The organism is Bradyrhizobium sp. SZCCHNR1093 (assembly GCF_032381175.1).
Taxonomy (GTDB): domain Bacteria; phylum Pseudomonadota; class Alphaproteobacteria; order Rhizobiales; family Xanthobacteraceae; genus Bradyrhizobium.
This window is the reverse complement of record NZ_JAUHJJ010000007.1, coordinates 47,522-67,612: the sequence shown is the minus strand read 5'-3', so window position 1 is coordinate 67,612 and position 20,091 is coordinate 47,522. Positions and strand designations below refer to the sequence as shown.

Annotated in this window: 18 protein-coding genes; 9 read left to right on the top strand and 9 right to left on the bottom strand. The window is 64.6% G+C overall.

What is annotated here, in order from left to right; translation table 11 throughout:
• Positions 1–11 precede the first annotated feature (11 nt).
• From QX070_RS22110 to QX070_RS22080, 7 genes are all read right to left on the bottom strand, one after another.
• On the bottom strand, positions 12–404 hold the full coding sequence (locus tag QX070_RS22110) for a RidA family protein (RefSeq protein WP_315739208.1): 393 nt from the start codon (positions 402–404) through the stop codon (positions 12–14).
• A gap of 26 nt (positions 405–430) precedes the next feature.
• Entirely contained in the window at positions 431–1,198 is a 768-nt protein-coding gene (locus tag QX070_RS22105; protein ID WP_315739207.1) for an amino acid ABC transporter ATP-binding protein, read from the bottom strand.
• A 13-nt stretch (positions 1,199–1,211) separates the two neighbouring features.
• Positions 1,212–1,868 (bottom strand): amino acid ABC transporter permease, encoded by a 657-nt coding sequence (locus QX070_RS22100; protein ID WP_315705368.1) that lies wholly within the window; start codon positions 1,866–1,868, stop codon positions 1,212–1,214.
• Positions 1,865–2,509: an amino acid ABC transporter permease gene (locus QX070_RS22095; protein ID WP_315739206.1), complete on the bottom strand. Its 645-nt coding sequence runs from the start codon at positions 2,507–2,509 to the stop codon at positions 1,865–1,867. The genes QX070_RS22100 and QX070_RS22095 overlap by 4 nt, the downstream gene beginning before the upstream one ends.
• A 117-nt stretch (positions 2,510–2,626) precedes the next feature.
• Positions 2,627–3,481, bottom strand: a complete 855-nt coding sequence (locus QX070_RS22090) for a transporter substrate-binding domain-containing protein (protein ID WP_315739205.1) — start codon at positions 3,479–3,481, stop codon at positions 2,627–2,629.
• A gap of 24 nt (positions 3,482–3,505) precedes the next feature.
• The gene (locus QX070_RS22085; RefSeq protein WP_315739203.1) at positions 3,506–4,339 is read right to left on the bottom strand and encodes a nitroreductase family protein; all 834 of its coding nucleotides are present in this window, start codon (positions 4,337–4,339) and stop codon (positions 3,506–3,508) included.
• Between the two features lie 428 nt (positions 4,340–4,767).
• A complete protein-coding gene (locus QX070_RS22080; protein ID WP_315739202.1) occupies positions 4,768–5,253 on the bottom strand; it encodes a MarR family winged helix-turn-helix transcriptional regulator in 486 nt (161 codons plus the stop codon).
• 174 nt (positions 5,254–5,427) lie between these two features.
• Between QX070_RS22080 and QX070_RS22075 the strand changes: the two genes are divergently transcribed.
• From QX070_RS22075 to QX070_RS22035, 9 genes are all read left to right on the top strand, one after another.
• On the top strand, positions 5,428–6,705 hold the full coding sequence (locus QX070_RS22075; protein WP_315739200.1) for an amidohydrolase/deacetylase family metallohydrolase: 1,278 nt from the start codon (positions 5,428–5,430) through the stop codon (positions 6,703–6,705).
• A 1-nt stretch (position 6,706) separates the two neighbouring features.
• Positions 6,707–9,085, top strand: coding sequence for a xanthine dehydrogenase family protein molybdopterin-binding subunit (locus QX070_RS22070; RefSeq protein WP_315739199.1), 2,379 nt, complete (start codon positions 6,707–6,709; stop codon positions 9,083–9,085).
• On the top strand, positions 9,082–9,912 hold the full coding sequence (locus QX070_RS22065; protein WP_315739198.1) for an FAD binding domain-containing protein: 831 nt from the start codon (positions 9,082–9,084) through the stop codon (positions 9,910–9,912). The genes QX070_RS22070 and QX070_RS22065 overlap by 4 nt, the downstream gene beginning before the upstream one ends.
• Positions 9,909–11,108, top strand: coding sequence for a 2Fe-2S iron-sulfur cluster-binding protein (locus tag QX070_RS22060; RefSeq protein WP_409999180.1), 1,200 nt, complete (start codon positions 9,909–9,911; stop codon positions 11,106–11,108). The genes QX070_RS22065 and QX070_RS22060 overlap by 4 nt, the downstream gene beginning before the upstream one ends.
• A 956-nt stretch (positions 11,109–12,064) precedes the next feature.
• Positions 12,065–14,065, top strand: a complete 2,001-nt coding sequence (locus QX070_RS22055; protein WP_315739196.1) for a DEAD/DEAH box helicase — start codon at positions 12,065–12,067, stop codon at positions 14,063–14,065.
• A 401-nt stretch (positions 14,066–14,466) separates the two neighbouring features.
• Positions 14,467–14,601 (top strand): DUF4174 domain-containing protein, encoded by a 135-nt coding sequence (locus tag QX070_RS22050; protein WP_315739194.1) that lies wholly within the window; start codon positions 14,467–14,469, stop codon positions 14,599–14,601.
• A 152-nt stretch (positions 14,602–14,753) separates the two neighbouring features.
• A complete protein-coding gene (locus tag QX070_RS22045) occupies positions 14,754–15,461 on the top strand; it encodes a dual OB domain-containing protein (protein ID WP_315739193.1) in 708 nt (235 codons plus the stop codon).
• Between the two features lie 100 nt (positions 15,462–15,561).
• Complete coding sequence (locus QX070_RS22040) at positions 15,562–16,203, top strand: DUF488 domain-containing protein (protein WP_315739192.1); 642 nt, start codon at positions 15,562–15,564, stop codon at positions 16,201–16,203.
• A complete protein-coding gene (locus tag QX070_RS22035) occupies positions 16,160–16,636 on the top strand; it encodes a DUF488 domain-containing protein (protein ID WP_315739191.1) in 477 nt (158 codons plus the stop codon). Before QX070_RS22040 ends, QX070_RS22035 begins: the two co-directional genes overlap by 44 nt.
• A gap of 77 nt (positions 16,637–16,713) precedes the next feature.
• Here QX070_RS22035 and guaA read toward each other — a convergent pair whose 3' ends face one another.
• Both guaA and QX070_RS22025 read right to left on the bottom strand, forming a co-directional pair.
• The gene (gene guaA / locus QX070_RS22030; RefSeq protein WP_315739190.1) at positions 16,714–18,318 is read right to left on the bottom strand and encodes a glutamine-hydrolyzing GMP synthase; all 1,605 of its coding nucleotides are present in this window, start codon (positions 18,316–18,318) and stop codon (positions 16,714–16,716) included.
• A gap of 471 nt (positions 18,319–18,789) precedes the next feature.
• Complete coding sequence (locus QX070_RS22025; protein ID WP_315739189.1) at positions 18,790–20,091, bottom strand: RsmB/NOP family class I SAM-dependent RNA methyltransferase; 1,302 nt, start codon at positions 20,089–20,091, stop codon at positions 18,790–18,792.

The following is a 20,091-nucleotide window of genomic DNA, read 5'->3' as shown; positions in this document are numbered from 1 at the left end:
CGCTCTCTCCTTCAGGGCTTGTAGGCGATCATGTCGATCTCGACGATGCCGCCGCGCGCCAGATCGCAGACGCCGATCGTGGTCCGGCCAGGCCGCTGCGCATCGTCGAAATGGCTGGAGAAGATCGCGTTCATCGCGGCGTAGTCGCGCTTGAAATCGGTCAGGTAGATGCGGGCGAACACGACGTTCGCGAAGCTCATGCCGCAGCCCTTCAGCACACGCGCGAGATTGTCCATCACCTTGCGGGTTTGCGCCTCGATGCCGTCGGGAAGCGGCAGCGCGTCGTCATCGGGATCGGTCGCGAGCTGGCCGGTGACGAACAGGAACGGACCGGCCTGCACCGCATGGCTGTAGGGCGTGACCGGCTTCGGCGCATCGGGAAGAAGATGATAGATCGGATCCATGGCGTGTTCCCTCGCTGCGTTCTGATTCATCCGGCGGCGTAGCGCTGGATGAACTGGCGCGCGCGTTCGGTTTCCGGGTTGACGAAGAAGCGCTCCGGAGGCCCGGTCTCGACTACGCGGCCGCGATCGAGAAACAGAATGCGGGTGGCGGCTTCGCGAGCAAAGCCCATCTCGTGGGTCACGATCACCATCGTGCGGCCCTCACGCGCAAGCTCGCGCATCACCACCAGCACCTCGCCGACCAGCTCCGGATCGAGCGCGCTGGTCGGCTCGTCGAACAAGAGGACGTCCGGCTTCATCGCCAGCGCACGCGCAATGCCGACGCGCTGCTTCTGCCCACCGGACAGCCGCGCCGGGAACACATCGCATTTGTCGGAGAGCCCGACCTTGGCGAGGAGCGCCATCGCCTCCTCGCGCACCTCGGCCACGGGACGCTTCTGCACTTGCACCGGCGCCTCCATGAGATTCTGAAGGACCGTCAGATGTGGCCACAGCGCGAAATGCTGGAACACCATGCCGATCCGCGTGCGGACCCGCGACAGCTCACGGTCGGACATAACGACGCCACCATTGTTGATGCCGATGCGGTCTCCGTTGAGATAGATCTGGCCGGCATCCGGCCGCTCCAGCCAGTTGATGCAGCGAAGGAGGGTCGACTTGCCGGAGCCGGACGGGCCGAGCACGCAGACCGTCTCGCCGCGCGTCACCGTGAAGCTGATATCGGAGAGCACCTCGAGCTCGCCGAACCGCTTGGAAATGCCGGCGACGTCGAGCACGGCCATGTCGTCGGTCATCCCGGGCTCCTTCTCAGCGCCGCGCCGCGGCCAGCCGGTCGATGCCGCTGACACCCGCCTCGATCACGAGGCAGAGCCCCCAATACAGGATCACGGCGGTGATGAAGGCGGCGAACGGCACGTAGTGGCGCGACTGGATCGAGCTCGCGGCATGCGTCAGCTCGGGCAGTGCGATGATAGTTAGAAAAGCGCTGTCCTTGACGATCTGGATCATCTGGTTGCCGATGACAGGACCTGCGGCGAGCAGCAGCGGCGGCAGGATGATGCGGCGGAACAATCGCGCCCCGGAGAAGCCGAAGGCGACGCCGGCTTCGATCGGCTCGCGCGGCTGCGCCGCCCAGGCGCCGCGCAGGATCTCGGCGAGATAGGCGGCGTGATAGACGGTCAGCGCCACCAGCCCCGAGCTCCAATTGTCGAGCCTAATGCCAAACGAGGGCAAACCGTAGTAGACGATGTAGGCGAACAGCAGGAACGGCACGCAGCGCATGCCGTCGACGAACACGCGCACGGTGAGCGCCAGCCAGCGCCGCTTCGACATCAGGGCCGGCGTCAGCACGAAGGCGATCACGAGCCCGGCGATCGCCGACAGCACCGAGAGGATCGTGGTGTTGCCGAGACCGCTCAGCAGCAGACCCCGCTCGCTCCAGACGATGGCGAAATCCCGGATCATGCGGCCTCGGCTGCGAGCTGGCGCCGCTCGATGAAGCGCTGCAGCGAGACCAGCGCGAACACGATCGGCGCATACATCGCGATGGCGACCAGGAACGGCGGCAGCGGCTCATAGGTCTCGGCGCCGATGCGCACCGCCGCGCGGGTGATGTCGACGACGCCAACGACCGCCAGCACGGGCGTGACCTTGATCAGCAGCGACATCTCGTTGACGAGCCCGGGCAGACTGACCCGCACGATCTGCGGCAGGACGATGCGGCGGAAGCGCAGGCTCGCATGCATGCCGACCGACTGCGCGGCCTCGTACTGCTCCTTCGGGAAGTTCATCAGCGCGGCGCGCCAGACCTCGCAATTGAACGCCGAGGTGTTCATCACCAGCGCCAGGATCGCCGCCGACACCGGCCCGATTGCGATCCCGACATTGGGCAGCGCGAAGAACAGCAGCAGCAGCAACGTCACGAGCGGGGTCGCGCGCAGCACCGAGACATAGACCGCGACCACGCGGGCGACGATCGGAACGTTGGCCCAGCGCAGCAGCGCCAGGCCAAGGCCGATCGGCAGCCCGATCAGGATGCCGACCAAGGACAGCGTCACCGTGACCACCGCGCCCTGCAGGATGGCCAGCACGTCGGCCGCGCTCATCGCCGTCCACCCGTGGCGTCGCCGAGCAGCCGCGTCCCGTCGAGGGTCAACTCGCCGTCGAGCGGACCGGCGCGCAGCGATCGCCACCCGCACATCAGCTGCACCCCAACCGCGGCGTCAGAATTCCGGCTCGAACGTGACCGGCAGATCCGGGAAGGCCTCGCCGAACCACTTCTTTTGCAATTCGGCGAACCGGCCGCTTTCCTTCTCCTTGGCGATGAAGCCGTTCAGGAATTCGACCAGCTCCGTGTTTCCCTTGGCGACCGCCCAGGCCGGATAGGATTTGCCGGAGACGGGCTGGCCGACCGCGAACACGTTCGGCTTCTCGGCGATCAGCGCCTTGATGTTGATGATCGTGTTGACCACGTAGTCGACGCGGCCGAGCGCGAGATCCTGATAGGCTTCGGGATAAGAGGTGTATTCGACCACCTTGCCGAGCTTGCCGCCCTCCTTTTCCAGCATAGCCTGGAGCTCTGGCAGCCGCCCCAGCAGCGCGCTGCCGGCCTGCACGCCGACGGTCTTGCCGCTGAGATCCTTGATCGCGGAGATGCTCTTGTCGTCCTTGCGCTTCACGTAATAGTGCGTCGCGTCGGCGATCGGGCTGGTGAAGTCGAGCGACTTCTTGCGCTCCTTGGTGATGATCGCCGCGGTGATGGCGACATCGTACTTGCCGGTGGAGACGCCGGCCAGGATGCCTGTCCACGGCAGGATCTGCTGCTTGATCTCGAACGGCGCGTATTTGCGCAGATCCTCGATCAGTTCGTTGTCGAAGCCGGTCGGCTTGCCGTCCTTGACGAACTCGAAGGGACGGAAATCGTCCTCGGTCGCGACGATGAGACCGCGCTTCTTGATCTCGTCGAGGCTGCCGGCCTTGGCGCTGAACGCGGCCGGCAGCGTCAGCGCGGCGGCCAGCAGCGCAAGCGCTGCTCGCCGCGACGGTGCCGACAGGCGGGGAAACGAAGGCTTGGTCATCTCGTATCTCCTTACATGAACTGATCAGTCGAAGCTGAAGCCGTGCGCGCGCAGATAAGGTGGGAAGGAAGCCCCCTCGGCCTTGGCGGCCTGCCGCGCCTTATCCTCCGACCAGCCGTAGAAATCGGCCTCGCCGAACTCGGCGTTGCCGCGCTGCTGCTCTTTCGGAATCGCGTGCCGCGCATGGCGTCGCCGGTCGTAATCGTCGAGCGTCACGGGCAGCGCATCGTCGCCGTAGCGGTCGACATGCGTGGTAATGCTGCGCGGCAGCCGCAGGCTGACATGGCCTTCTGCGGCGGGATAGCCGAGACACAGCCCAGCGACGGGAAACACCATGTCGGGCAGTTCCAGCACATTGGAGACCGTGTCGATCTCGTTGCGGATGACGCTGATCGGACAGGTGCCGAGGCCAGCGGACTCCGCGCACAGGATCATGGTCTGCAGCGCCAGCGCCGCATCGACCGAGGCGTTGAAAAAGCCTTCCAGGGTGCCGTTCCTGACCGGCTTGCCGCGCAGCTCGCCGATGCGCTGCAGCCGCCGCGCATCACCGAGGAAAACGAAGAACACCGGCGACGCACCGATCCAGGGCATGCTCGGAAACAGCCGGCCGATCGCCACCCGCTTGTCGGCATTGCGCACGCGCATGACCGAGGCTTGCTGGAAATCCGACTTGGCCGAGGCGCTCAGCGCGCAGGCGACGAGCAGGTCGAGCAGCCCCTCCTCCGGCATCCGGTCGCTATAGCGGCGCACCGTCTTGCGCGACAGCACGCCGCGCAGGAACGCATTGGCCTCGACATCGCCGCCATCCGGTCCGCCGTCTCCGAAGCGTGTGGCGAGGGCATCGGCATGCTCGGACATCACAGCGCCCCTATCGCATCGCGCGCGACGCGCCAGGTCGAACGAACGCCATTGGCCTGAGCCATGATCGGCGGATCCCGCAGCGGCAGACGTCGCATTGCTCACCCCACGCGCTGCGACATCGGTGTCGCCGCCCCGGATCGATTTCGCCGCAGCTTCCGCGCAGCTATTATTCGAGATGTGAGCAAGGGACATGCCAGACGTCGCGGGGCCTGGCGCAGCGCGACCGCTCCTGCGACGATCTTCACCGGAAATGAGCAGCCAAATGCGCCGGTTGCGGACAAAACGCCGCAGCACACCTGAATGCGGAGCATGCTTCGTATTTGCGGCGACGGCGCCCCGACCGGATACTGCACTCCGGCGACGCGCTGCTTTTCGGGCAGCACCATGCCCATTATCTAATCGGAACTCATCGCGGTCGGGCGCGCTCAGTCCGGCGATCGTGTCGCATCGAGCCGTTCGCCCTGCGCCTTGACGATCGCCTGCATCATGGCAATGAACCGTTTTTGATCGGCCTTGGTGAGATCCGCGACCGTCGCGAGATGCGCCGCCCGTGCCGGCCGCTCGATCTTGCGCAGCAATGCCGCGCCGGAACGGGTCAGGCGGCAGGTCCGCGACCGCCGGTCGTGCGGTCCGACGCTGCGATCGACGAAGCCGCGCGCCTGCAGCCGCTTCAATGCGCCGGTCGTCGTGGTCCGGTCGAGCGCGATGTCCTGGGCCAGCGCCGTCTGATCCGCCGTCCCCCGTTTCGCCAGCGCCGTCAACAGGCTGTACTGCAACGGCGTGATCTCATAGGCGGCGCATTTCTGCTGGAACAGCGCGACGTGGATCTGGTGCAGCCGCCGGATCAGATAGCCCGGGCGCGCCTCGAGCGGCCATGACGGATCTGCTTTCGGCTTAGTCCTTCCGGCCATCGAACGGCTCCCGCATAAGCGCTGATCACGCTGCATCAATTTGAAGCTGTCTATGGCACGGATCTTGATGTAATGCGAAGTATGCTTCGTAAATCGGTCGGCACATCATCGGTGCCGGCTCATCGAGGAAGGCTTTGACCGGGACGAGCACGCTGCCCGGAAAGGAGACCTTGCATGTCCGTGAGCGCCTCGTTCGACCTGCTGCTGCGCGGCGGTCGTGTCATTGACCCCGCCTCCGGCATCGATGGACTGAAGGATGTCGCCATCCGCAATAGCCGCATCGCCGCTGTCCAGTCCGATATCCTGCCGACCAGCGCCAGGGATGTCGTCGACGTCACCGGCCAGCTCGTGCTTCCCGGACTGATCGACACCCACGCCCATGTCTATCAGTACGTCACCGGCCGCTTCGGCATGAATGCGGACATGGTCGGCGTACAGTCGGGCGTCACCAGCCTGATCGACCAGGGCGGTCCGTCCTGCATGACCCTGCCCGGCTTCCGGCACTTCGTCGCCGAGCAGGCGCAGTCGCGTGTCTATGCGTTCCTGTCGGCCTATCTGGTCGGCGGCCTCGAGGGCCATTACTACCCTGATCTCTATCGGCCCGACTGCGTCGACATCGACGCGACGGTGAAGTCAGCTGTCGCCAACCGCGACCTCGTCCGCGGCATCAAGGCGCATGCCGAGATCGGCGGCTTCGCGCGCTGGGGCATCCGGGTCATCGAGATGGCCGCGGAGATCGGCCGCCGCGCTGAGCTCCCCGTCTATGTCCATTTCGGCCAGCTCTGGGGCCTGCCGGCGAGCGGCACCAACGGCGAGGATGTCGACACCATCCTGGAGCGGGTGATCCCGCTGCTGCGTCCGGGCGACGTGCTGGCGCACCCGTTCACGCGGCATCCCGGCGGCTTCGTCAACACCAAGGGCGATGTACATCCGGTGATCCAGGCCGCGCTCGACCGCGGGCTCAAGGTCGACGTCGGCCATGGCAGCCATTTCTCCTACCGGCTGGCGCGCAAGGCGATCGACGCCGGCATCGTGCCGCATACGCTCGGCGCCGACATCCACGGCTACAACACGCATGTGCCAGCACCGGCCGGCACGCCGGACGAACATGCCGACGACGAGAACCATCCGTTCGCGGGCCAGGCCAAGTTCAGCCTCGTGCAGGCGATGAGCTCGCTGGTCGCACTCGGGCTGACGCTGGAGCAGGTCGTGCCGATGGTGACGTCGAATCCCGCTGCCATGCTCGGCCTGTCCGATCGGATCGGCGCGCTGCGTCCGGGCATGGCGGCCGATGTCAGCGTGCTCCGCGAGAAGCAGGGCCGCTTCGTGCTGCGCGACAACGAGAAGACCGAGGTGATTGCCGATCGGCTGCTGCAGCCGGTGTTCTGCCTGCGCGCCGGCATCCGCCACGACGCAACGGCGCCGATCCTGCCTGCAGCGGTCGCGGCCTGACGTGGCCGGCGCGGCGCCGACCGTCTCGGACAAGCGCGCGCCGCGCGGCGTCGGCGCGCGGCTGCTGCGCAAGGAGGACGATCGCTTCCTGCGCGGCCGCGGCCAATATGTCGCCGACATCAGGCTGCCGGGGATGAAGGACGTCGCCTTCGTGCGCAGCCCGATGGCGCACGCCAGAATCAAGGCGATCCATATTCCCACGGTGTACCGCGACGTCGTCTTCACGGCCGCCGACCTCGCCGGCATCAAGCCGATCCGCGCCGTCTCAGGCCTGCCCGGCTTCAAGATTTCCGAGCAGCCGGTGCTGGCGACGGGCAAGGTGCGCCATGTCGGCGAACTCGTGGCGATGTGCGTCGCGCGCAACCGCGCCGAGGCCGAGGACATCGCCGCTTCCGTCGAGCTCGACCTGGAGCCGCTGCCGGCGGTGCACGACATGCGGCTGGCGCGCGCGGCCGGCGGCGCGCTCGTGCACGAGCATTGGGGCGACAACGTCTTCCTGGAAACGAATTTCGAGGTCGACATCACTGCGGCGCTTGACGCGCCGATCAAGGTGACGCGCGAGATCTCGACGGCGCGCCAGTGCATGGCGCCGCTGGAGGGCCGCGGCGTCGTCGCGACCTTCGATCACCGGCTCGATCAGCTCACGCTGCACACGGGCTCGCAGATGCCACACATCGTGCGCAACGGCCTGTCCGACTGCCTCGGCATGGACCAGGGCCGCATCCGCATCATCGCACCCGACATCGGCGGCGGCTTCGGCCACAAGGGCATCCTGCTGCCCGAGGAAGTGTGCCTGAGCTGGCTCGCCATGGAAAAGGGCTGGACGGTGCGCTGGCTCGAGGACCGGCGCGAGCATTTGAGTGCGAGCGCGAATTGCCGCGAGCACGCCTATCACATCACGGTCTATGCCGATCGCGACGGCCGCCTGCGCGGCATCGACTGCGAGGCGATCGTCGATTCCGGCGCCTACTCGTCCTATCCGTTCTCGGCCTGCCTCGAAGCGGCGCAGATCGCGAGCATCCTGCCGGGGCCGTATCGGATGCCGGCCTATCGCTGCCGCACCTACTCGGTCGCAACCAACAAATGCCCGATCCTGCCCTATCGCGGCGTGGCGCGCACCGGCGTCTGCTTCGCGCTCGAGCTGCTGCTCGATGCCGTCGCGGCCGAAGCCGGGCTCGAGCCCGGCGAGGTCCGGCTGCGCAATCTGGTGCAACCGCAGGACATGCCGTTCGACAACATCACCAACAAGCATTTCGATAGCGGCGACTATCCCGGCGCGTTGCAGCGGGCGCTGGCGTCGATCGACGTCCCCGCGATCCGCGCCCGGCAACAGCGCGGCGAGGCGGACGGCCGGCTGATCGGGACCGGCGTCTCGATCTATTGCGAGCAGGCCGCGCATGGCACCTCGGTCTATGCCGGCTGGGGCATCCCGATGGTACCCGGCCATGAGCAGGCCACGGCGCGCCTGACGCCCGACGGCGGGCTTGAGCTGCGCGTCGGCGTTCATTCGCACGGCCAGGGACTCGAGACCACGCTGGCTCAGGTCGCCTCCGAAGTGCTCGGCGTCGATCCCGGCAACATCCGCGTCGTGCTCGGCGACACCGCGATGACGCCCTATTCCACCGGCACCTGGGGCTCGCGCTCGATGGTGATGGCCGGCGGAGCCGTAGGCACCGCCTGCGCGCAGCTCGTCGCGCGCGCCACGCGCATCGGCGCCAAGCTGCTGCAGCTCGCGCCGGAGGCGATCGTGTGGCGCGAGGGACGCGCCTGCGGACCGAACGGCAGCGTCAGCCTCGCCGAGATCGCCCACACCTGGTACCGCCGGCCGCAGGACCTTCCCGCCGACGTTGACCCGGCCGGCCTCGAGGTCACCAGCGGCTACAAGCCGGTGCGCGACAGCGGCACCTTCTCCTACGCGGCCCATGCCGTCACGGTCGCGGTCGATCCGGATCTCGGCGAGGTCGAGCTGCTCGACTACGTCATCGTCGAGGATGGCGGTGTCCTCGTCAATCCGATGATCGTCGACGGCCAGATTCTCGGTGGCCTGGCGCAGGGCATCGGCACCGCGTTGTACGAGGAGATGCCGTTCGACGACGCCGCGCAGCCGCTGGCGACGACGCTGGCCGACTACCTGCTGCCGGGTCCGACCGAAGTCCCCGAGCCCCGCCTGTTCCACATGGAGACGCCGTCGCCCTACACGATGTTCGGCGTCAAGGGCATCGGTGAGGGCGGTGCGATCGCGCCACCGGCGGCGATCGCCAATGCCGTCAACGACGCGCTGCGGCCGCTTGGTGCGGAGCTGATGCAGTCACCGCTGTCGCCACGCCGCATCGTCGCGACAGTGCTGGCAGCGAAACAGGCGCAAGCGAGCTCGCCGTGAAGGCTGCATCCTTCGCCTATGAGCGTCCCAACAGCGTCGGCGCCGCGCTCGCCCTGCTCGCGGACGCCAATGGCGGCGCAAGGATCATGGCCGGTGGCCAGTCGCTCGGGCCGATGCTCAATCTGCGCCTGGTGCAGCCGCCACTGATCGTCGACATCGCGGGGCTCGCCGAGCTTCGTACGGCCGAGCGTGACGGCGATGATCTTGTCATCGGCGCCTGCGTCACCCATGCCGACATCGAGGACGGCCGGCTTCCTGACGTGACTCATGGCGTGCTGCGGCGGATCGCGCGCGGCATTGCCTACCGCGCCGTACGCAACCGCGGCACGATCGGAGGCTCGCTAGGTCATGCCGATCCGGCCGCCGACTGGGTGACGACGCTCGCAGCCCTCGGCGCCGGCGTACGGCTGGCGAGCTCCGCCGGCCGACGCGACCTCGCCGTGACGGAGTTCATCCAGGGCGCGCTGCAGACGGCGCTGCGTCCCGGCGAGTTCGTCGCCGCGATCCGCCTTCCCTCCCTGTCGCCCACGACGCGCTTCGGCTACGCCAAGGCCTGCCGCAAGCCCGGCGAATTCGCGCATGCGATGGCCGCCGTCCTGATCGAGCCGGACAAGGCCTGCAGCCGGGTTGTGATCGGCGCCATCGACAGGACGCCGATCGTCGTCGACGATTCATCGCTGTTTGGCGGAGCGAACACCAGGCTCGGGCAGCAGTTCGATCGCGACCTCGCCGACCGCCTGCTGATGCAGGCCGGCGTGACCGATCCGGCCGCCCGGCACATCCACCTGAGCGTGCTCGCGCGGGCGATCGCGGAGGCCGCGGCGTGATGAAGCTCCAGCTCACCGTCAACGGCAGCGCGACCGAGGCCACGGTCGAACCGCGGACCCATCTTGCCGACGTCCTGCGTGATCGGCTCGACCTGACCGGGACGCATCTCGGCTGCGAGCATGGCGTCTGCGGCGCCTGCACACTGCTGCTCGACGGCGCTCCGGCCCGCTCCTGCATCACGCTCGCGGTGGCCTGCGATGGTGCTGCGGTCACGACCATCGAAGGCCTGGATGAGGATGAGATCGCAGCCGAGCTGCGCACGGCCTTTGCGCGCGAGCATGCGCTGCAATGCGGCTACTGCACACCCGGCATGATCATGTCGGCGCGCGACCTCGTGCTGCGCCTCGATCACGCGGACGAGCAGGCCATCCGTGTCGGGTTGAGCGGCAATCTCTGCCGTTGCACAGGCTATGTCGGGATCGTCCGCGCTGTCCGCGCGGTGATCGAGGCGCGGCGGCAACGTGGCATCGCGGCCGTGATCGGCGCCGGACGCACGACGCTCGGACCCGTGGGATCGCAGTCGGGCGCGGTCGCGACCGCTGCGTCGTCAGCGCGGCCAGCAATAGCGGAGACGGCGGTTGACCGGGGCGCTGCCATCAGCACACGCGATATTCCCGAGGCCGTACCCGCCAAGAGCTTCGACGCATCCTTCACTGTGAACGCCGCGCCTGCGCAGGTTTTCGCGCTGTTCGGAAACCTCACGACCCTGGCCGCATGCTTTCCCGGCGCGATGATCACGGCCATGCCGGCCCCCGATCGCATCGAAGGCGAGATCAGGGTCGCGCTTGGCCCGCTTGCGGCCGTGTTCCGCGGCGCCGCGCGGATCGAGCGCGACGACGCAAGTCTGTCCGGCCGGCTGATCGGCACCGGACGTGACCAGCGGAGCCGCAGCTCGACCTCCGGGCAGATCAGCTGGCGCATGCTTCCGATCGACGAAGGACGGGCCACCCGCGTCGAGCTCGCCATACGCTACAGCCTCTCCGGTCCACTAGCGCAGATCGCGCGCGACGGGTTGGTGCGCGATCTGGCGGCGCGCCTCACGACGACGTTCGCGCAAAACTGCGAGCGGCATCTCAACGGCACGTTGAATCCGGCGGAGACTGCCGAGCCGCAGCGCCTCAACGCACTTGCCCTCCTGATGGACATCGCACGGACACGTCTTACGGCCTTCGCGCAGCGCATGCGCGGGCAATGAAGCCGCCTCTCACCGGCGGACTGGTTCTCGTCCACGGTCAGCTTTGAATGAGCGCCGAACACCAGCGCGGAACATCGTCCCGGCACCTGTCTCCACGTTTCAAACAGCAGGCGTGACGACGCGATCTCGCGGCCGCCTGAGCCCGAGTTGTTGTCTTCATTCAACCGCCTCTCAACGAAGAGGCGCAGGGAAGACCGGGTATCGACTGATACCCGCGGTCCGCGTGCAGCAAAAAGCACGCGGCAGAACCACAGGTTCAGCCCAATATCCGGCCTTCCCTGCGCGACGGTTTGACGGGTTATAGGCGCTCTCCCCGGGGATCGGCTGTCTTGCCCCCGTCGCCAGCGGATCATCATCACCGCCGGCTTGGCATCAGCACCGCGATGCCAGGACCACACCACTTCGCCGTCGCCTCGCTCCGTTCGTCGGCACGGGCTGTGACACCCGGCTGCGGAGCAACGCGCCCATCGCCTCCCCAGCTCGACGCTCGTGACGATCGCGAAACGTCCCTCTTCAGCGAGCCGGTATGCCCGGAAATGTGGAGGTGATTTGCCCGACGAGGCAAGGGGGTAGTTTGCGACAAACTGGCACGACGGGCAGTTGGCGCATTCACGGCATGCGCGGATTGCCCGTCGGGCGGATGGTCAGTTGGACGACTACGGGATGTCCGTGAGTCGCCTCGCCTCTCTCCCATCGTCAGGGCCGGGCTTATTCCCCCTGCCGGCCGAAGCCGCCTAGGCGCGGCGAAGGCCCGCGCCAAACAAGGGAGCTAGGGGAGCCTCGATCGCAGGCTACGTTCGCGAATTTCATGCACAGTCACCGTAACACCGACCGTAAGCCCGGCGCGTTTTGCGCAAATCTGCCCGACTTAATCCACCAGCGCGAAACAAAGGCAGAACGACCTATTGCATCAGACGATATCGTTTGATAAGAAATGATAAAAGGGAGCTTTGGCCATGACCGACGAATGGATGACGATTGAGGACGCGTCGCGTTACCTGCAGCTCGGCAAGACCGCCCTATACGATCTGGCGCGAGAAGGAACGCTGCCGTCGAACAAGGTCGGCAGCAAATGGCTGTTCAGCAAGAGCGATCTGGACGCCTGGGTCCGCTCCAACATCCCACTGGAACAGTATTTCCTAAAGACGTCCGCCCATATCGAAGAAAACCTTCAGCTGCGTGAGCCTCAAATTGAGGCCTACCAAGCCCTGTACGAATACTTCAAGGCGGGCGGGAAAACGGCGATCATCCAGATACCCGTCGGCTGCGGGAAATCGGGCATCGCGGCTATCGCGCCGTTCGGCATCGCGAAAGGGCGTGTGCTGGTTGTCGCGCCGAACCTGACCATCAAAGAAGGCCTGTTCGAAGCCCTGGACGTCACCAACCGGCAGAAGTGCTTCTGGCGGAAACGGAACATCCTCACTGACGAAGCCATGATCGGTGGCCCGTTTGCCACGACCTTGGACACGGGGAATCTCTCAGTCTGCGAAAAATCCCACTTCATCGTATCCAATGTCCAGCAGCTTGCCACCAACACTGAGAAGTGGCTCCACAAGTTCCCCAAGGACTTCATCGACCTCATCATCGTTGATGAGGCTCACCACTCGCCAGCCGAAAGCTGGAAGAAGATCCTTGAGCACTTCGACCGGGCGCGCGTGATAAACATGACCGCAACGCCCTTCCGCGGCGACGGTCAAGAAATCGACGGAGACCTCGTCTATCGCTACCCGTTCAAGAAAGCCACGTTCAAAGGCTATATCAAGCGCATTACTGCAAGCTACGCCGCCCCGACCGAACTGGAGTTCACCGCCAAGGGGGAGACCAAAGTCTTCACGTTGGATGACGTGCTGGCGATGAAGGATAAGGACTGGTTCAGCCGAGGAATTGCGCTTTCCGACCCTTGCAACCAGACCATTGTCGAGAATAGCCTCGAAAAGCTTGAGATGCTGAGGGAGACAGGCACGGCGCACCAACTGATCGCTGTCGCCTGCAGCGTCAACCATGCCCGCAGAATCACTGCAATGTATGAAGCGCGCGGCTTTAAGGCGGACTTGATCTACAGTGAGATGGACGAAGAAAAGAAGGGCGAGGTCAAACGGAGGTTGACGAGCGGGGAACTTGACTGCATCGTCCAAGTGCAGATGCTTGGTGAAGGTTTTGACCATCCCAAGCTGAGTGTTGCGGCAATCTTTCGCCCGTTCCGTACTTTGGCGCCATATATTCAATTCGTCGGACGAATTCTGCGGGTGATCGTGCAAAACAGCCCGGGCCACCCCGACAACTACGGCCACGTCGTAACTCACGCTGGTATGAACCTTGATGAGCGACTGCGTGAATTCAAGCTGTTCGAAAGCGATGATCAAAAGTTCTGGGAAGATGTCATCGGAGGTAAGGAGCCTGAGCCGCCTGCGGAAGTGAGGTCGGGTGAGGCTCGAATGAAATTGTCCGAACCGGTCGTGGTCAACTACGAGATCGTCGACTCATTGATCGAAGAGCAGTTCACCTCCGCCGAACAGGAGGACATCATCGGGGAACTGCGCGAAAACCTGGAGCGGTTGGGGCTGGATCCAGATCAGGCCGAAGCGATTGTGCTGGCGCGTTCGACCGCGCAGACAACCTCGAGGGCCGCACAGCCATATCAGAAGCTACCCATTCGGGAATGGGAGATGCGCCGGAAGGGCCTCAATGACGAGGTCAACCGCGCCGCGAACCTGCTTGTAAACAGGCTGGGTGTTAACCGCGCCGGCCGTGAGATCATCAATAGCGGCATTCCGGCAACAAACAATTTCGTTGCCTGCGTCACGCTCATCAACAAAGAGCTGAAGAAAAACAATCCTAAAGAACGCAAGGACTGGTCAACTGAGGAGTTCGAAGGTTCGATTAAGAGCCTTGAGGAAATTCTGAACCTGCTGACTAAAAGATATAAGGGGATTTTAGGTGCCAAAGCCAAAGGGTAAAACACCTTCGCTTCTCTCAATGTCGACAGGATCGCCAGTCTTGCACACCTGTGGCAAGGCCACGAATTGCGACCGCTGCAAAGAGCGAATTGCGACAGCGGCGACGTGTTTTCAGATTCCCAAGCAGAAGAGCGGCTTTACCGCCCACCCGATCTTCTGCGTCGCTTGCACAAAGGAGATCGTGGAAAAGACGAAAAGTGACCTATTGGCGATCGAGGTCGTCCTGCAGGCTCAGCCGTGACTGGCCACGGAAATTCGGTGACGCTGCACTTCAAATTGGAATCCGCCCCGTGCACCGTCACCATAGTCCCCGTCATGTCCAAGCGCGCTATCATCCTGCTCCAGGCCGGCGACGACACCGCCAGCTCCGCGCGACACTTGGCACCGACGGCCGCCGCGTTATGATCGGCGAGGACGGCAACAATACGCTGGCCCCGGAAAAGCCGATCTCGGCCGAGGGCCTGTTCAGACGCGTCGATGCAATGCCGATGCGGCAGGACGAGATGCGACGGATGGGGTCGGTTAGCCAAGACTGATTGTGCAGTCCAGGGCGGCGCCGGATGATAGGTTCGGCATAAGGCATACAGCGGTTGAATGCTCTCCATAGTTTTGTCGGCGATCTCACTACCATAGACGCTTGCAAATCAACTCGCTCAATCCCAGATTTACGCAATTTGGGAGGGAGACGATGTCAATGCACAATCTAATAGTAACCGATGTTACTCGATACGGCACACTCTTTTGCGTTGCGGGATGGGATTTGCAGGAAGGCAGAATGGTGCGTCCAGAACCGCCGACGATGAATCCGGCCGTCGAAGCGTCTCGATTTTGGGGCGATCAGAACGCCGGTCCTGGAAAATTCTTTGACATTGGCAATGTTGTTCGCTTTGAAACCGCGCCGGCTCCAGCCAATTCGCCATATCCTCACGCTACAGAAGATCGGATATTCGTGGATGGGAAAGAGACTGCCGTTCTGAAAAAAATCACACCTGCAGAAATTGCAAGTAGCGTAGCGCCCGGAATGTCTCCATCGATTGATCGTGCATTCAGCGGAGCCCTTCAACGAGCGTATTCGGGGAAGGCTTACGTTCGGGCTGGCGAACGAACTGTTTCACTCGACGCCGTACAGATTCAGCCAAACGCAATTTCATTTTACGAGGACAGTTCCAACGGCAAGCGCAAGCTGCGAGCTGAGATTGTTCAGGACGGAATAGAGTACGATTTATCGGTCCCAGCCGATGCAGCTGCCGCTCAGTTCCTTGCAGGGGGAGTAGAAGCGCTAGCGGCAGCCGCCCAAGCTAGCACAATTATCCATGTCCGGCTGGGGCTGAGTCGGCCATTCGCCCAAATGCCAGATTCCTGCTATGCACAGGTAAACGGCCTCCTTTTCTTGTGATATAAATGATTAGGCGGGAGAGGGCCGATAAAATGAACGCTATATTGGGCCCCTGAATACCTGATAAGTCAGCGCTAATGTCCAGGCAAGGAGGCCAGTATTGTCAGAACAGTCTCTCGAAATCCTGACGATAGGGCATTCGACGCTATCTTACGAGAGCTTTGTCGCCCTGTTGCGCCAAGCGTCAATCACAGCGGTCGCCGATGTGAGGACGGTGCCGTATTCAAGGCATTTCGCCCACTTCAACAAAGATACACTGTGCGGAGAACTGCGTATGGACGGGATTGCGTACGTATTTCTTGGAGGACAACTGGGCGGTCGTCCGACCGATAAGCGGTTCTTTTGCGATGGAATAGCCGACTATGAAAAGATGGCGGCAACCGCAGAGTTCGCTCAAGGGCTTGCTCGCATTGTCGAAGGCTCCAGGAAGTACCGAATCGCTATGATGTGCTCGGAGCACGACCCTCTCGATTGTCATCGCTGCCTGCTAGTCGGGCGGGCGCTGCACGAAAAAGGTATGAACGTTAGACATATCCTTGGCAGCGGCCTGATTGCTGACCACGAAAAAATCGAAGCACAGTTGATTGAAATGTCGCAATTGGGTGGAGCGGACTTGTTCGACGTACCAGAAAAACGACTTGCGGCAGCCTACCGCAATCGCGCGAGGAAAGTGGCATTTACTGAGCACCAACGACACGATGAGCGAAAAGCCATGCGGAGCCGTTCAGTTGGAACCGGTTGATATTGCAACTATAGGATTCACGAAGACCACTGCCTCAGACTTCTTCGAGAGATTGAAGAAGGCGGGCGTGACCCGAGTGATCGATGTACGACTACACAATACGTCTCAGCTCGCGGGCTTTGCGAAGGCGGAAGACCTGGCGTATTTCTTGAAGACAATTTGCTCCGCGGACTACGTTCACCAGCCACTTCTTGCACCAACTGACGATATCCTTAAGGCATATAAGCGGGATAAAGGCGATTGGGCCATTTACGAAGCTTCATTCATGAAGCTTATGGAGAACAGACGAATCGAGCATAAACTTAAGCCCGAAATGTTCCGAAGAGCCTGCCTACTTTGCTCGGAAGACAAGCCACATCATTGTCACCGACGCCTAGTGTGCGATTACCTGAACGCGAAGTGGGACAGTGCACTTAAAGTGAAGCACCTTTAGCTCGGCTACGGATGTAGATATCTGCCAAATCTATAGCTCATGGCACGTTCCGACACCGTAGATCCGCTAGCTTCCCCTCACTCCCACTCAATCGTCCCCGGCGGCTTTGATGTCACGTCATACACCACCCGGTTCACGCCCTTCACCTCGTTGATGATGCGCGTGGCCGTGTTGCCCAGGAACTTCATGTCGAACGGATAGAAATCCGCGGTCATGCCGTCCGTCGAGGTGACGGCGCGCAGGCCGACGACGTAGTCGTAGGTGCGGCCGTCGCCCATGACGCCGACGGTCTTGACGGGGAGCAGCACGGCGAAGGCCTGCCAGATGGTGTCGTAGAGGCCGGCCTTGCGGATCTCGTCGATGTAGATGGCGTCGGCCTTGCGCAGGATGTCGAGCTTGTCTGTCGTGATCTCGCCGGGGCAGCGGATGGCGAGGCCGGGGCCCGGGAACGGGTGGCGGCCGACGAACACGTCGGGCAGGCCGAGCTCGCGGCCGAGCACGCGGACCTCGTCCTTGAACAGCTCGCGCAACGGCTCGACCAGCTTCATGTTCATGCGGGCCGGGAGGCCGCCGACATTGTGGTGCGACTTGATCGTCACCGAGGGGCCGCCGGTGAAGGAGACGCTCTCGATCACGTCGGGATAGAGCGTGCCCTGCGCCAGGAAATCGGCGCCGCCGATCTTCTTGGCCTCCGCCTCGAACACGTCGATGAAGAGTCGTCCGATCGTCTTGCGCTTCTGCTCCGGGTCGGTGACGCCGGCGAGCTCGCCGAGGAAGAGCTTTGACGCGTCCACATGCACCAGCGGGATGTTGTAGTGGTGCCGGAACAGATCGACGACGGTCTCGGCCTCGTTGAGCCTGAGCAGGCCGTGATCGACGAACACGCAGGTGAGCTGGTCGCCGATCGCCTCGTGGATCAGCACCGCGGCAACGGCGGAATCGACACCGCCGGACAGGCCGCAGATCACCTTGCCCTTGCCGACTTGCGCGCGGATCTTCTTGATCTCCTCCGCGCGGAAGGCGTGCATGGTCCAGTCGCCGCCGAGGCCGGCGATGTTGCGGACGAAGTTGCGGATCAGTTTTGCGCCGTCGGGCGTGTGCACCACCTCGGGGTGGAACATCAGGCCGTAGTACTTGCGCTGTTCGTCCTGGATCACGGCGAACGGCGCGTTCGGCGAGACGCCGGCGACCGAGAAGCCCGGCGGCATCTGCGTGATGCGGTCGCCATGGCTCATCCATACCTGGTGTTGCTCGCCGGTCTGCCAGACGCCCTCGAACAGGCGGCTCGTGGTCTTCACCTCGACGTCGGCGCGGCCGAACTCGCGGTGGTGGCCGCCCTCGACGGTGCCGCCGAGCTGGGCGGCCATCGTCATCTGGCCGTAGCAGATGCCCATCACGGGGACGCCGGAGTCGAAGATCAGTTGCGGGGCGCGCGGGGAGCCTTCCTCATGGACCGATTCCGGACCGCCGGACAGGATCACGGCCTTGGGCTGCATCTCGCGGAAGGCGGCCTCCGCCTTCTGGAACGGCACGATCTCGCAATACACGCCGTCCTCGCGCACCCGGCGCGCGATGAGCTGCGTGACCTGGCTGCCGAAATCGACGATCAGGATCTTGTCGTGGAGCGCGGCCACGGAGGTGTCGGCGGCGGCGCTGGCGGGGGTGTTGGGCTGGGCTGTCATGGCAAGCAATTACGCCGCGGCGGGAGGACTCGCAACCCTTGCCAGCAAGCGATTCACCGGTGCGTACCCCACCCACCGCTGTCGTCCCGGCCAAGCGGACTGGGGCAATGCGCAGCATTGCGCCAGTTCGCGCCGAGCCGGGATCCATAGCCACAGGACGCGGGGCTCGGGCACGCTGTGGCCACAGCTCGCGCCAGACGACGGCCGCGGAGTATGGGTCCCGGGTCGGCGCCCCACGCGCTACGCGCGCGGGCTTGCCCGGGACGACAGCGGGGAATGTTCGTGGCGGGGGGCCGTAGGGTGGGCAAAGGCGCGCGGCAGGCCTTCCGTTTGGTCCACGCTGATGCGCGCCGTGCCCACCGTCGGGCGGCGTTCACCGCGGCGACACGGTGGGCACGGCGCCATTGCCATTGTCGTGCGCGGACATGGCGCGGCAGCGCCTTTGCCCACCCTACGGCGGCGTGGGTGCGGCTACGCCTGCTTCTTCAGCACCGACACGAAGAACCCGTCCGTACCCGTCCGGCGCGGGGTCATCAGCCAGCCCTCCGGCGTCTTCAGCGCGGCCTCGGCGAAGGCCTCGGCCTTGTCCCAGAGGACGGTGGCGGTTTGCTCCGGGGGCTGGATGGAGAACTCAGGGTGGCGTCCGACGAAGGCGCGGACCTGGTCGCCGTTCTCCGGGTTCAGCACCGAGCAGGTGATGTAGGCGATGCGGCCGCCGGGCTTGACCAGGGAGGCCGCGCGATCAAGCACTTCGGCCTGGTCCTTGAGACGGATCTCGAGGGCGCCGGGGCGCATGCGCCATTTGGCGTCGGGGTTGCGGCGCCAGGTCCCCGTGCCCGTGCAGGGGGCGTCGATGACGACGAGATCGGCCGAGGCCTTGATATCGGCGAGCGGGTCGGCGTCGCCCTTCGGGCTGCGCACATCGGCATTGTGGACCCCGGCGCGCGACAGCCGCTCGTGGATCGGCGCGAGCTGGCGCTTGTCGTGGTCGGTGGCGATCAGCCGGCCCTTGCCGCCCATCATCGCGGCCAAAGCGAGCGTCTTGCCGCCGGCGCCGGCGCAGAGGTCGATCACCTGCTCGCCGGGCTTGGCGGCGGTGAACAGCGCCGCAAGCTGCGAGCCCTCGTCCTGGACCTCGATCGCGCCCTTGATGAAATCCTCCTCGGCATGGATTCCGGGATTGCGGGCGTCGGCGCCGAGCGTGATGCGCAGGCCAATCGGCGACCATGGCGTCGGCACGGCGCCGAGATGCTTCAGCGAGGCCTGCACCTTGTCGCGCTTCGCCTTGAGCGTGTTGACGCGCAAATCGAGCGGCGCGCGGCTGGCCATCGCCATGGCTTCCGCAACGCGGTCGTCGCCGAACACGGCGGCGAGATACGGGTCGAGCCAGTCCGGATAGTCGCCGGCGACCGGCGGCGGCGCGCCGTCGGTGGTGCGCGAGGCCAGCGCCTTCTCCTCCTGCGTGTTCAAGGGCGGCGGGGCGAAGCGGCTGCCGTCGCACATCGCACCGATGGTCGCGACATCGAGGCCGCGCTCGAGCTTGAGCATGCCGAGCACGCGGGCGCGCGCAGTGTCGTCCTCCATGACATAGGCGCTGGAGGCGCGGCGGCGGAGCACGTCCCACACGAGCCCGGCAATGGCGGCGCGGTCGCCGGAGCCGGCGAAGCGGTGGCTGGTGCCCCAGTCCTTCAGCGCCTTGGCCGCCGGCGCCCTGTCGGCCTCGATGGTTTCGATGATGTCGATGGCGGCGGACAGCCGGGCGGCGGGGGTCAT